At 53.0% G+C, this 13,192-nt stretch carries 13 protein-coding genes; 3 read left to right on the top strand and 10 right to left on the bottom strand.

Annotation, left to right across the window (positions count from 1 at the left end; all coding sequences use genetic code 11):
* Positions 1 to 5: 5 nt before the first annotated feature.
* The 6 genes from B4N58_RS10550 to B4N58_RS10525 are packed head-to-tail and all read right to left on the bottom strand — an operon-like array spanning position 6 to position 5,604.
* Positions 6 to 770, bottom strand: coding sequence for a hypothetical protein (locus tag B4N58_RS10550; RefSeq protein WP_291748987.1), 765 nt, complete (start codon positions 768 to 770; stop codon positions 6 to 8).
* The gene (locus tag B4N58_RS10545) at positions 767 to 2,359 is read right to left on the bottom strand and encodes a site-specific integrase (RefSeq protein ID WP_291748984.1); all 1,593 of its coding nucleotides are present in this window, start codon (positions 2,357 to 2,359) and stop codon (positions 767 to 769) included. The genes B4N58_RS10550 and B4N58_RS10545 overlap by 4 nt, the downstream gene beginning before the upstream one ends.
* Positions 2,352 to 3,530 carry a site-specific integrase gene (locus tag B4N58_RS10540; RefSeq protein ID WP_291748982.1) on the bottom strand — a complete coding sequence of 393 codons (1,179 nt, stop codon included), beginning with the start codon at positions 3,528 to 3,530 and terminating at the stop codon, positions 2,352 to 2,354. The genes B4N58_RS10545 and B4N58_RS10540 overlap by 8 nt, the downstream gene beginning before the upstream one ends.
* A complete protein-coding gene (locus B4N58_RS10535; RefSeq protein ID WP_291748980.1) occupies positions 3,484 to 3,753 on the bottom strand; it encodes a hypothetical protein in 270 nt (89 codons plus the stop codon). The genes B4N58_RS10540 and B4N58_RS10535 overlap by 47 nt, the downstream gene beginning before the upstream one ends.
* 24 nt (positions 3,754 to 3,777) lie before the next feature.
* Positions 3,778 to 4,269, bottom strand: coding sequence for a single-stranded DNA-binding protein (ssb, locus tag B4N58_RS10530; protein WP_291748977.1), 492 nt, complete (start codon positions 4,267 to 4,269; stop codon positions 3,778 to 3,780).
* Between the two features lie 60 nt (positions 4,270 to 4,329).
* Positions 4,330 to 5,604 (bottom strand): MFS transporter, encoded by a 1,275-nt coding sequence (locus tag B4N58_RS10525; RefSeq protein ID WP_291748974.1) that lies wholly within the window; start codon positions 5,602 to 5,604, stop codon positions 4,330 to 4,332.
* A 102-nt stretch (positions 5,605 to 5,706) separates the two neighbouring features.
* Between B4N58_RS10525 and uvrA the strand changes: the two genes are divergently transcribed.
* A complete protein-coding gene (uvrA, locus tag B4N58_RS10520; protein ID WP_291748970.1) occupies positions 5,707 to 8,589 on the top strand; it encodes an excinuclease ABC subunit UvrA in 2,883 nt (960 codons plus the stop codon).
* Here uvrA and B4N58_RS10515 read toward each other — a convergent pair whose 3' ends face one another.
* Positions 8,590 to 8,793 (bottom strand): hypothetical protein, encoded by a 204-nt coding sequence (locus B4N58_RS10515; protein WP_291748966.1) that lies wholly within the window; start codon positions 8,791 to 8,793, stop codon positions 8,590 to 8,592.
* Between the two features lie 10 nt (positions 8,794 to 8,803).
* Positions 8,804 to 9,118: a hypothetical protein gene (locus tag B4N58_RS10510; protein ID WP_291748963.1), complete on the bottom strand. Its 315-nt coding sequence runs from the start codon at positions 9,116 to 9,118 to the stop codon at positions 8,804 to 8,806.
* Between the two features lie 104 nt (positions 9,119 to 9,222).
* Between B4N58_RS10510 and B4N58_RS10505 the strand changes: the two genes are divergently transcribed.
* Together B4N58_RS10505 and B4N58_RS10500 are read left to right on the top strand one after the other, a co-directional pair.
* On the top strand, positions 9,223 to 10,119 hold the full coding sequence (locus tag B4N58_RS10505; protein WP_291748961.1) for a mechanosensitive ion channel family protein: 897 nt from the start codon (positions 9,223 to 9,225) through the stop codon (positions 10,117 to 10,119).
* A 67-nt stretch (positions 10,120 to 10,186) separates the two neighbouring features.
* Complete coding sequence (locus B4N58_RS10500) at positions 10,187 to 10,489, top strand: hypothetical protein (protein ID WP_291748958.1); 303 nt, start codon at positions 10,187 to 10,189, stop codon at positions 10,487 to 10,489.
* Here B4N58_RS10500 and B4N58_RS10495 read toward each other — a convergent pair.
* Together B4N58_RS10495 and B4N58_RS10490 are read right to left on the bottom strand one after the other, a co-directional pair.
* The gene (locus B4N58_RS10495) at positions 10,470 to 11,957 is read right to left on the bottom strand and encodes a glutamate synthase subunit beta (RefSeq protein WP_008249496.1); all 1,488 of its coding nucleotides are present in this window, start codon (positions 11,955 to 11,957) and stop codon (positions 10,470 to 10,472) included. The genes B4N58_RS10500 and B4N58_RS10495 overlap by 20 nt on opposite strands.
* 29 nt (positions 11,958 to 11,986) lie before the next feature.
* Positions 11,987 to 13,192 (bottom strand): glutamate synthase-related protein (locus tag B4N58_RS10490; RefSeq protein WP_291748953.1); only part of this gene is annotated, 1,206 nt, incomplete at its 5' end.

Here is a 13,192-nt window from a genome sequence, read left to right as displayed (position 1 = left end):
CAATTTTAGATGCAACTCAACACAACACCCTTAGAATCCAATTCTTCAATCTCGCAGTCGGCAGGCAAGTCAAGTATTTCGGAAATGCGCACTGGCGCGCACATGGTCATTGCGAATGTACTGGAAGTAAAAATGTCTTTAGGATCGGTCGGATCATTCGCAAAAATTTCCGCTAAAGCTTCCAGGGCGTCTTGACCAGGCAACTTTTTTGCCTGGATTGATTTTGCTTTAGACCCAGTCTGAATGGTTATATCCGACGGCTTCTTGATCGGGGTTTTCCACATGCTCAAATCGGATTGAATCAAATTCTTTTCGGAAACGAAGCGAGCCAACCGCTGCAGTTCACGGCCGCATTGATATGCAGCCATTGGAACGTAGTGGTCTCTCGCAAGAACTGCAGCCTCATCAAGGATTGCGAAATTGAGTCCTGAAATGCTGGCGCTTTCCGTTGTTTTAACAAAGGCTGCTTCAAGTACCCTTAGCGCTTTTGACTCATTCTTCGTGCCGGTAGGATGATGACCTTGTTGATACCGAAAATAGGCTTTTGCGAAATCGATGAGTGAATCGTCCAATCGATCGGACTCAGTAAATCCGCGCGCAGAAACACCAAGCTTTGTGAAATTAGCAGCTTTTGGCCAAGCGGTAGCCTCCCAGTCAAGATCAGCGCTGAACACCGTTAAATCTTCTTTACACATCCGTATGAATTCTGCGAGATTTTCGGAGGCAGTCAAATTCGCCGTAGGCGAAAAGTGAATCAGATTCACAGTCATTTACCCGCCTTCGGCGTCATTTTCGCCAGTTCAGCTCGACGCGTCTCACATCGTTGGATGACGTTGATCACTGCAAATATCGTTCGATCATTTATCCCTGCAATAGCTGAATCGTTAGTCAACCTTTGAACCTCATCTCGTTCCGCAAGCAGGTCTGCCAGTACCTCCTCGTGGGGGCCATCAAGCCACGCCTGAAAGTGATCGCAGGTGTAACACGGGATAGGCGCATTGGCACCACAGAACCCGTATTGACCACAGGTTGCCATGTTCCGACCTTTAAACTTGATCCGACTAGACAAGTCATTACCACGCCTTGCTTCAGCCTCACGATCCACAAGAACCCCCTGGAATGCCTGGGCATAGGGGGCCAATTGCAACGCCATAGCCTTGCTCAACGCGTGGGCATGCTCAGGCACATTTTTCGTGTAAACCTCGGCATTCTGAATATCAGTTTGATCGAGAAGCTCAGCAATTACCATCAGTCCAAAGCCTTCACGCGCGGCCCTCGTACCCTTAGTGTAGCGAAAGCGTGTCGCTACAACATCGAGCAGTTGCCCCGTGCGCTCAGACATAACCTCACCGGCGCTGGCCGCCTTTTTCAAAATTACTGTTATCTGTGCTGAAGGCAAATGCAAGTGATCCGAAGCAAGCAAGGAGCGTAGCTCAATGACGGACTGCACTGCCTCAAAAGCTACTAGGTCTGGGAACAATGGTAGTGCAGCACGGTCCGCCTCTTGGAGTTCATACCCCAGAATCCGCTCAATCGTTGCGACAGTGTTTTTTTTCTGGGCGTTGAGTACTGTCCATAGTTCCCTAGTCATTGCAAACGTCTTGAAACTATCTCGAAATACTTCACCACGTTGCTTTGCCCTAGGAATGTGAAGGAGGAACATCGCCTCACCCTTCTTGTTCGTTCTCGTTCCGTCAAGGTCACAGTTCTTAATGTGGGCAACCTGCTTTGGACGACGGCCAGTATGGCTTATCAGCAAGCAGATCCCGAGTTCATCCAAAGTAATCCGATTCTGCTCGAAAGCTCGAACCACGCCCTCGTTGAATGCCGAGAGTTCGTTGTCTGTCAGAGGCCCTTCAGTGGGATCGAGCCGTTTGACCGCATCCCCCTTGATGTTTCCCTTTAGCGTCCAGCCTTTCATGAGATCTATGACATCATCTTCAATACCTGGGTAGCCAAGCTCATGCCATTTATAGAGGAATCCCCGAATTGTGCCGAACTTCCATTCGTTTTGACGATCAAGTGAAGCACGGTAGTTAATCAGCGTGCTTGTTTCTATTGATGTGGCACCAGTTTCAGCAATCATTGCTGAACATCGATCTGCAATATTTCGCACATGCGAACCAGACATGGTTCTCGCATAGTGCGCCAGTGTAGCCAGAAAACCGCTCAGTGCCTCATCACACAAAGATTCACGAATCCGGCGAAGAAACACAGCATTGTTCTTGTCTAAATGCCACGTTGACGCATCTATGTCGAACCAATACCCTGCCCGAGACTGATACCATGTATCGCCGCCTTTAGCCACAAGATGGCTGCCGGCTTCATTGTTTGCGCCATCAGTGCCAACGTCAGTCATTCTTTAGGTTCTCCGGGACTCTGGAAATGCCTTCTTGAAGTTTTAGGCTGACCTCCATCGCCTTTCTTTGTGTAAACCGTTTCGTGTAGGTTGCTGCCGTTCCTGAATCGGGCTTCCACCCCATGAGGTATGAGCGTTCGCCCTCCTGTTGTTTTGGAGTAGGCGAATCGTCTCGCGCGTCCATGAATTCAGAGAATCGATCATTCCAGGTATGGCGTAGTTCATGCGCATGCAGACCGGCAATCTCCGGCGAAGCGGCTGAAATCAGCGCTATCACCTTAATAAATGCCGACCTCGACATGGGCTGCCCTTGCGTTGGGCCGGGTTTATGGGTCACTAACAAATAGTCGTGCCTCCTTGCACCGGGCACCTTGCTACGAAACTGGACGATGTAGGAATGTATCGTTTGAACGAGCGTGTCCTTCACGGGCAAACGGCGGTCTAACGTTTTGACCAAGGGTTGCCGACGCCTTGGATCCCTCTTCTCATCTGCCCGACGTGCAATGACAATTTGGTTATTGGCCCAATCAATGTCTGAAACCCGTATGTTGAGCAATTCACCAGCCCGAATTCCGAGGTGAAGCAGCAGAAGGATCAGCAACTGATTGCGGATTTGCGTGGGCGGATCTTCGAAGGGGTTGCGCAAGGACCCAGGCTGAACAACTGCAAGCAAGACCGCTTCTTGCTCTCGGGAAAGCCCCTGCTCCCGCCCAGTTTGGTTTCTCCCTTTGCTGGATGGTCGCCGTGACTCAAGTCCTTTTTTCATTTTGTCGATGCTGAGCGAAATCCTTTTATCGACTACACCTGTAAGCAGTATCCTCGCCAGCCACTCCACGTACTTTGCGATATGCGTTAAGCGGTTGTATTCATTCGCAAGGCCGGTTTTTCGAGTTGATCTGGACTTACCCCTACCGGCGAATGGAACAACACCCTGAGGCACCCCCCCCGGCCGTGTCGAAAATGTCTGCTGGCAATAATCGCGGATAGCATCTAGTTCATGCAGCGAGAAATACTCATGCTTCAGGAACCGGCCAATGAGATCAATCTGGCGCTGCCCGCAGAAGCTCAACAGCACGTTGATGCCAGTTAAAGCGGACTCCATCGCTGCAACTGACTTGGACGAGTTACGCACCTGCGTTGTCATATACAAATTTGGGTAGTAAAGCGGCATCCCTGTCTCCCTGCTTATCAACAGGCAATACCGCTCGCCATCCTGCATTACAAAACCCTTGGTCTGGTAACCACTTAGCCTCATCAATGATCCACGTTCCACGACAAATCAATACATTGTTTAATGTATCACCTTTATAAATGCTCAACACTAAAACTTTACAGATAAATTTTAGAGAAAAATGAAAAAAGCCCAGCAAATGCTGAGCTCCAATCAAAAACATTACAAAATATGTCTTAGGTATTTTTTAGAACGGGATATCATCATCCAGATCAGCCACACTTTGTGGTGCAGAGCGCTGCGGTGCAGGTGCCGAGGAGCGCATGCCGCCAGAGCTGCGGCTAGGCGCGGGTGACTGGTCAAAATCATCACCGCCGCCCATGGATGAACCACCGCCGCCACTTTCACGACCACCCAGCAATTGCATTTGATCTGCAATAATTTCCGTGGTGTACTTGTCCACGCCCGACTGGTCTTGCCACTTGCGCGTTTTCAAACGACCCTCGATATAAACCGAACGACCCTTCTTGCAGTACTCGCCGGCAATTTCCGCCAAGCGGCCATAAATTACAACACGGTGCCATTCAGTTTCTTCGCGCTTTTCACCCGTGTTTTTGTCTTTCCAGTTGCTCGACGTGGCCAAGGCCAGGTTCACCACAGCACCGCCATCAGGCAGGTAGCGCACGTCGGGGTCTTTGCCCAAATTACCAACCAGAATTACTTTGTTTACTGAGGCCATGGAATGAAATGCTCCTTGAGTTCTCGAAATGAGTCTTGAAATGAATTGAAGTGGGGCTAACTAGCTGACCACCGAACTGCCTGCTGGGTCGCTGACGGATGCGGCGCTTGCGGCGCGTGGTGGCAAAGCCTTGATGCCCATGGCCAACAAAAACCACACAACCACCAGCAACAACACACCCTCAAACACACCCTGAGCGCCCAGGTGGCGAAACGCAAGCCCGCCCAAAGCGCCACCTGCAAAAAGCCCCAATGCCTGAGAAGTATTATATACACCCAAAGCCAAACCCCGGTGACTGAGGGGTGCCACTCGTGACACCCACGAGGGAAGGGTAGCCTCAAGCAAATTAAAGCACACAAAGTAGGCAAGTAACAGCACAACCAGCGCCCAGCCTTGATTTGAAAACAACACGAAGCCCAAAAGTACCCCACCCATCAGGCCGATTGAACCCATTTTCACCTGCTTGGTTTTGGCTTTTTTCTCGGCCCACACCATCAGTGGGACCATGAGCACGAACGAACCCAACACCACCGGCAAATACACCTTCCAGTGTTCAGCCAGTGGCAGTTCCAGACCGCTGAGCAGCAGGCTGGGCACCACCACAAAAAGGGACATTTGCGTTAAATGCAGGGTAAAAATACCCAGGTTCAGGCGCAGCAAATCTGGCTGGGTCAGTACGGCCCAGCCATCGGCAAAACTGCCCTTGAGCTTGGCTTCCTGATCGGCCAAATTGGGGGTGGGCAACAGCCAAATCACCACACCAATGCCCAGAATACTCAGCACACCGGTCATGGCAAACAGCCCGCTTAAGCCAAAAAACTTGTACAACACCGGCGAAAATACGAGCGACAAAGCAAAAGTAACGCCAATGGAGGCACCAATCATGGCCATGCCTTTGGAGCGCACTTCATCGCGGGTTACATCGGCCAGCAAGGCCGACAGGGCTGCTGAAATGGCGCCAGCGCCCTGCAAGGCGCGCGCCCACACCAGCTGCTCTACTGTTTCGGCCACGTAGCCCAACCAGCAACCCGCAGCAAACAGCAACAGGCCACCGATAATAATGGGCTTTCTGCCCAATTTGTCTGAGGCCCAACCCAAGGGAATTTGCATACAAGCCTGCGCAAGGCCATAAATACCCATGGCCAGGCCCACCAGGCTTAAATTGTCCCCACCGGGCATGCCTGCAGCGTGCAAGGAAAACACGGGCAAAATCATGAACATGCCAAACATGCGCAGCGCGTAAATGCTGGCCAGCCACCCAGCCGCTTTACGCTCGGCGGGCAGCATTTTGAAAGCATCGGCGGCTGCAGTATGGCTCACGGTCTTGCGGCTCATGTGTGATTGAAATTCAAGGGCTTGAACAACCCTTGCAGATGTCTTGTTCCGGGAAACCGTCTATAGTATCAGGTTGGCCGCTGATTCCATTTGTTGTACCGCATGAACTCCATACGCATTCGTGGCGCTAGAACCCACAACCTGAAAAACATTTCGCTCGACCTGCCCCGCGACTCGCTTGTGGTGCTGACCGGGCTGTCTGGTTCGGGCAAATCCAGCCTGGCCTTCGACACCTTGTATGCCGAAGGGCAACGCCGTTATGTGGAAAGTTTGTCGGCCTACGCCCGCCAGTTCTTGCAATTGATGGAGAAACCCGATGTGGATTTGATCGAGGGCCTGTCCCCCGCCATTTCCATTGAACAAAAAGCCACCAGCCACAATCCACGCTCTACCGTGGGCACGGTGACTGAAATTCACGACTACCTGCGCTTGTTGTTTGCACGTGCCGGCACACCCCGTTGCCCTGAACATGACCTTGAACTGAGTGTGCAGACAGTTTCAGAGATGGTGGACACCGTACTGAGCTGGCCCGAGGAAGCGCGCATCATGATTCTTGCGCCGGTGTTGAACCAGCGAAAAGGCGAACATGTGGATTTGCTCAACGACCTGCGCGCGCAGGGCTTCGTGCGCATTCGCCTGAAAAAGGGCCCACAAGACGCGCCCGAAATTCTGGAACTGGACAAACTCCCGCCGCTGGACAAACACCACAAGCACAACCTGGACGTGGTGGTTGATCGCCTGAAAGTGCGCGTGGATGCCCGCCAGCGCCTGGCGGAAAGTTTCGAGACTGCACTGCGGCTAAGCGATGGCAAAGCCATTGCCGTGAATCTGGACACGAACACTGAAACCGTGTTTTCCAGCAAATTTGCCTGCCCGGTGTGCGACTACAGCCTGACCGAGCTTGAGCCCCGCTTGTTCTCGTTTAACAACCCGGCGGGCGCCTGCCCGGTGTGCGATGGCTTGGGCCATGAAAACTTTTTCGACCCTTTGCGCGTGGTGGCCCATCCCGATATTTCGCTGGCTGCGGGCGCAATCAGCGGCTGGGATCGCCGCAATGCCTTGTACTACCAAATGATTCAAAGCCTGGCTGCGCATTATGGCTTCGACCCGGAATCGCCTTGGAATGAGTTGCCGGAAGATGTACAGCAGGTGGTGCTCTATGGTTCTGGCAGCGAGCAAATTACGTTCACCTATTTGAGTGAACGCAGCAAACCGGTGGCCAAAACCCATGCCTTTGAAGGCATTTTGCCCAACCTCACGCGCCGCCACCGCGACACCGACTCTTCAGCGGTACGCGATGAACTGGGCAAGTTGATGGCGGTGCGAAGTTGCCAAGCCTGCCAAGGCTCGCGCCTGAAAACCGGCGCTCGTCATGTGTTCATTGGCGAACACGAACACCGCAAGGCCTTGCACCAAGTCACTGAGCTGCCCATTCACAAGGCGCTGACTTATTTCGAGTCCATGCAAATGCACGGCGCGAAGGGTCAGATTGCGGAAAAAATTGTGGTGGAGATCAAGGCGCGTTTGCAATTTTTGAACGATGTGGGCTTGAACTATTTAACGCTGAACAGAAGTGCCGATACGCTAAGCGGCGGCGAAAGCCAGCGCATACGGTTGGCCAGCCAAATTGGTTCCGGGCTTACCGGCGTGATGTATGTGCTGGACGAGCCCTCGATTGGTTTGCACCAGCGCGACAACGATCGCCTGATACAAACCCTGTTGCGCCTTAAAAATTTGGGCAACACTGTGCTGGTGGTTGAACACGATGAAGACGCCATTCGCTGTGCCGATTATGTGGTGGACATGGGTCCTGGCGCCGGCGAACACGGTGGCCAGGTGGTTGCACAAGGCACACCTGCGGAAATTCTGGCCAGCCCGGAATCGCTGACTGGCCAGTACCTGAATGGCAAGCGAAAAATTGAACGCCTAAGCCCACTGCGCTTGCCCGACCCGGCGCGCATGCTGACCATTCACAATGCCACTGGCAACAATTTGAAAGACGTTACCGCCAGCGTTCCCGTGGGCTTGTTTGTATGCGTTACGGGTGTTTCAGGTTCAGGCAAATCAACCCTGATCAACGACACTTTGCTGGCCGAAGCTGCGCACCAGTTGAACCGTGCGCACAAGGAAGGCGCACCACACAGCCACATCAGCGGGCTTGAACATTTCGACAAAGTCATTGCAGTCGACCAAAGCCCGATTGGCCGCACCCCCCGAAGCAACCCGGCAACCTACACGGGTTTGTTCACGCCTATTCGTGAATTGTTCGCAGGCGTGCCCGCCTCGCGTGAGCGCGGTTACGATGTGGGCCGCTTTTCATTCAACGTGAAAGGTGGGCGTTGCGAGGCCTGCCAGGGCGATGGTGTGGTGAAAGTGGAAATGCACTTTTTGCCCGACTTGTATGTGCCTTGCGACGTGTGCCATGGCAAGCGTTACAACCGTGAAACACTTGAAATTTTGTACCGGGGAAAAAGCATTGCCGAGGTACTGGAATTAACCGTTGAACAGGCGTTGGAAGTGTTCGCGGCTGTACCCAATATTGCGCGCAAACTACAAACCCTGATTGATGTGGGCCTTGGTTATATTCGCCTTGGGCAATCGGCCACCACGCTGTCGGGCGGCGAAGCACAGCGTGTGAAGTTGTCGCTTGAGCTTTCAAAACGCGACACCGGCAAAACCTTGTACATACTGGATGAGCCCACCACTGGCCTGCACTTTCATGACATTGCCATGTTGCTGAAAGTATTGAACCCGCTGGTTGAACAAGGCAATACCGTGCTGGTGATTGAGCACAACCTTGACGTGATTAAATGCGCAGACTGGGTGCTGGACATGGGCCCAGAAGGTGGCGACAACGGTGGCATGCTGATAGCTGAAGGCACACCTATGGACATTGCAAAAAATGCAAACAGCCACACCGGAAAATTTTTGGCCCGCTTTTACAACGACGAGTCTGACAAAGCACAACGCGCCAACGGCTTGTAGTTAAACGCGCGCTTTGTTTGCATTCAACAAATCAATTCCACGGGCGAGATCACCTCGGGCCTGGTCGTTGAGCGGTTCGCTTTGTACCCTGTAGGTTAAGTTGTCGACCAGCGCTTGAAGCGGAATGACATTGACTCCTCCGTGCATCTGCCGGTGTTCAAAACCCCGACCAGCTACGCTGTTCTTGGCGGGCACTACATCCACTACCAGTGATTCATGCCCCTGCCCAGCTCAGGCTTTCGGTGTTGCCAGGCTCGGATTTAAACCCGAGTTGACTCAAGCCCTGGTGATCAAGATCGGACAGACGATCCATGGCAGAGGGGCTCACCACCACATCCAGATCATTGGGTCTACGTGCGGTTGAGTCTGTAATCGAACGATGATGAAGCGCCAGGGCGACACTTCCTCCGATTGCATACTCGCTGGCACTGCCAAACAGTTCATTCAAATCCAACAGTAATTTGCCTGCATCAGGCGTATTCAAAATTTCAGCCAAGGCAGCGCTAATGGCTGGCGGCTGTTTGTTCAAGACTTGTGGGTCGACGGGCAAACCATCGCGAGAGTTCCGGCCTGAAACCGGGTCATTTTTTCAGTCATGTACAATAGGTGGCTCTTTTTAGCAGTGGGAGCACCATGAACGAACAACTCGAAACCCTATTCAAATACATCGAACCAGCCAAGCTGCTGGACCTTGGTTTGCAAGCCGCAAAATTTTTTCTGGTCATCGTAGTTGCCCTGATTGTGTTGCGCTTGGTAAAAGCAGCAATCGATCGCGTGGGTACGCGCATGCAGGCACGCAGCAAAACGCTGGATGATCAAAAACGAATCGAAACCCTGATGCGCGTGCTGAAATACGTGGCCAATGTGGTCATTTTGCTGCTCGGCGCTTTGATTGCCTTGGGCACCATTGGTATATCCATTGCCCCTGTGCTGGCCGCTGCCGGTGTGGTGGGTTTGGCCGTTGGTTTTGGTGCACAAAGTTTGGTGAAAGATTACTTCACCGGTATTGTGCTGCTGATCGAAAACCAGATTCGCGCAGGCGACTTCATTGAAGTGGGTGGCAAAAGCGGCACGGTCGAAAATGTAACCCTGCGGTATGTGCGTTTGCGTGACGCACACGGCAATGTGCATTTTGTTCCAAATGGTCAGATTGATTCGGTGACCAACTCCACCATGGACTTTGCCTATGCAGTTGTTGATGTGGGCATCGCCTACAAAGAGGAAGTCGACGTAGCCATTCAGGTGATGCAAAAAGTGGGCACTGAATTGGCGGAAGACAAAGAGTGGGGACCGAAAATTACCGAACCCATGTCGACCTTTGGTGTGCAAGAACTTGCCGATTCAGCCGTGATTATTCGCGTGCGTTTTAAAACGCTTCCCGGCGAGCAATGGGGCGTGCGCCGTGAGTACAACAAGCGCATTAAAGCGGCGTTTGACAATGTGGGTATCGAGATTCCATTCCCGCACGTCACCATGTGCCCGAGCACAGGAAGCACGATGGAACTGCCAGCGCAGATTTCCTCGAGTTGAGTTTCAGGGCATGGGCGAGATTGCGAAGCCGCATGAATGAGTTTCGTATCGGCATCTGCAAAGTCGCATGCCCTCCTCCGCCAGAAAGCCTGAATACTCCCTCTTTGTTGAATTCCCTGACCTAAGCGCACCCGCTAAAAAGCGGGCGGGCTGCGCTTTCGGCCTTGCCGAACGGACCGGGAATGCAACAAACGGGCAGGCTTTCTTGAAGGCGGAGAGACGGCAAAGCGAACTTCACAAATGCCATAAACGAGATTCAACACGGCAACAGTTCGACAACCGAGCACCGTCAACAAAAAAGCCGCTGATCGAAACCAGCGGCTTTTCATTGGCACACAACCTGCAGCAAATTAACGCGGCAACACTGTAGCGCCCATCAAGAACTCGTCCACCTCACGCGCTGCCTGGCGACCTTCACGAATCGCCCACACCACCAAAGACTGACCACGGCGCATGTCGCCCGCAGCAAATACCTTGTCTACATTGGTGCGGTAGCAGCCTTCACCATCGGTGGTGGCTTTGGCGTTTCCGCGGTTGTCTTTGTCAACACCGAAGGCGTCAAGAATACTTTTCGCAGGGTTGGTAAAGCCCATGGCAAACAACACCAGGTCAGCATCAACCATAAACTCTGAACCTGCAATTTCCTGCATCTTCATTTGGCCGGTGGCTTCGTCTTTTACCCATTCAACTTTGGCGCACTTGGCCGCTTTGACATTGCCTTTGCCATCGTCAATGAATTCTTTGGTGGTCACTGCCCAGTCACGTGCCACGCCTTCTTCGTGTGAAGAAGAAGTGCGCATTTTCATGGGCCAGTAGGGCCAAACCAAAGGCTTGTTTTCTTCTTCGGGCGGCTGGGGCATCAATTCAATTTGCGTCACCTGCTTGGCACCGTGGCGGTTGGATGTACCCACGCAATCGGAGCCGGTGTCACCACCACCAATCACGAGCACGCTTTTCTTCGTGGCCATGATTTGGTCTTTCAACTTGTCGCCGGCATTCACACGGTTTTGCAGTGGCAAGAATTCCATTGCAAAGTGAACGCCTTTCAATTGGCGGCCAGGAATTGGCAAGTCGCGCGGTACTTCTGAACCACCTGTCAAAATAACGGCGTCAAACTGTGCCATCAATTCTTTCGGTGTAACGGTTTCCTTGGCCAGGTTGGTGATGCCACCCTCGGCCAATTTTTCGCCCACGAACACGCCGGTTTTGAAGGTGACACCTTCGGCCTGCATTTGCTCGACGCGACGATCAATGTGGAACTTCTCCATCTTGAAGTCGGGGATGCCATAGCGCAGCAAACCACCAATGCGGTCGTTCTTTTCAAACACAGTAACATCGTGACCCACACGCGCCAGCTGCTGTGCAGCGGCCATGCCTGCGGGGCCTGAACCCACCACAGCCACTTTCTTGCCGGTTTTCTGGGCGGGCACCTGGGGCACTACCCAGTTGTTTTCCCAGCCTTTGTCGATGATTGCGTGCTCAATACTCTTGATGCCTACGGGTTCTTCGTGAATACCCAGTGTGCAAGCCGCTTCACATGGAGCCGGGCAAATGCGGCCCGTAAATTCCGGAAAGTTGTTGGTGCTGTGCAGGGTGTGCAAAGCCGCCTTCCAGTCTTGCTTGTAAACCAGATCATTAAAGTCGGGGATGATGTTGTTGACCGGGCAACCGTTGTTACAAAACGGAATACCGCAGTCCATGCAACGTGCACCCTGAATTTTGGCTTCGTCGTCGTTCAGCGTAATAACAAATTCTTTGTAGTGCTTGACGCGTTTTTCGGGAGCCTCGCTGGCTTCCTTCAAACGCTCAAACTCCATAAATCCTGTGACCTTTCCCATTTTTCAAATCCTCACTAACAGGTTGGTTCTCAAGCAGCCACGACAGGTTTTTCCTGCGCTGCCACGTACAGTTCTTTCAAGGCGCGGCGGTATTCTGTCGGGAATACTTTCACGAACTTTTTGCGCTCGGTGCCCCAGTTTTCCAGAATTTCCTTGGCGCGTTCGCTGCCGGTGTAACGGGCATGGCGTTCGATCAGGCCTTTCAGAATCACCTCATCAGGCTGACGGTCTGCACCACGTGCGGGGCTGTGCCAAATTTCGCGATTGCCCAATGCTTCCTGTTCGGTTGCGGGCACCACTTCTTCCAGCTCAACCTGCGCCATGTTGCAACGCTTGGCAAACAGGCCGTCGATGTCGTACACATAAGCCATGCCACCGCTCATGCCCGCGGCAAAGTTGCGGCCGGTTTCACCCAGCACAACCACAGTACCGCCAGTCATGTATTCGCAACCGTGGTCGCCAGTGCCTTCAATTACAGCGGCTGCACCCGAGTTGCGCACGGCAAAACGCTCGCCCGCCACACCGCTCAGGAATGCTTCACCAGCAATTGCGCCGTACAACACTGTGTTGCCAACAATCATGTTTTCTTCTGACAAACCGCGGAAGTCGTTGGTGGGGCGAACAATGATTCGACCGCCACTCAAGCCCTTGCCCACATAGTCGTTGCCCTCTCCCACCAGGTCGGCTGTTACACCGTGCGCCAGGAATGCGCCGAATGATTGGCCGGCTGTGCCTGTGAACTGAATGTGAATAGTGTCGTCTGGCAAACCAGCGTGACCGTACTTCTTGGCCACTTCGCCGGACAACATGGCACCCGCAGTGCGGTTCACGTTCTTGATCGGTGTAATGAAAGAAACGCGCTCGCCCTTCTCCAAAGCTGGCTTGGCCAGTTGAATCAATTTCTGATCCAGTGCCTTGTCCAAACCGTGGTCCTGGCTGCCGGTGTGCAACAAAGGCTCTGTGGTGCCTTCAGGTACCCACAGCAAACGGCTGAAGTCCAGACCCTTGGCCTTCCAGTGGGTGATGCCTTTTTTCATGTCCAGCAAATTTGCGCGACCAATCAGGTCATCAAACTTGCGAATACCCAACTGCGCCATGATTTCGCGCACTTCGTTGGCCACGAAGAAGAAGTAGTTCACCACATGTTCTGGCTTGCCGGTGAACTTCTTGCGAAGTTCGGGGTTCTGTGTGGCAACACCCACGGGGCAGGTGTTGAGGTGGCACTTGCGCATCAT

Origin of the sequence: Limnobacter sp. UBA3528 (assembly GCF_002377005.1) — a bacterium.
Taxonomy (GTDB): Bacteria; Pseudomonadota; Gammaproteobacteria; order Burkholderiales; family Burkholderiaceae_B; genus Limnobacter.
This window is presented reverse-complemented; position numbering and strand designations above follow the sequence as displayed.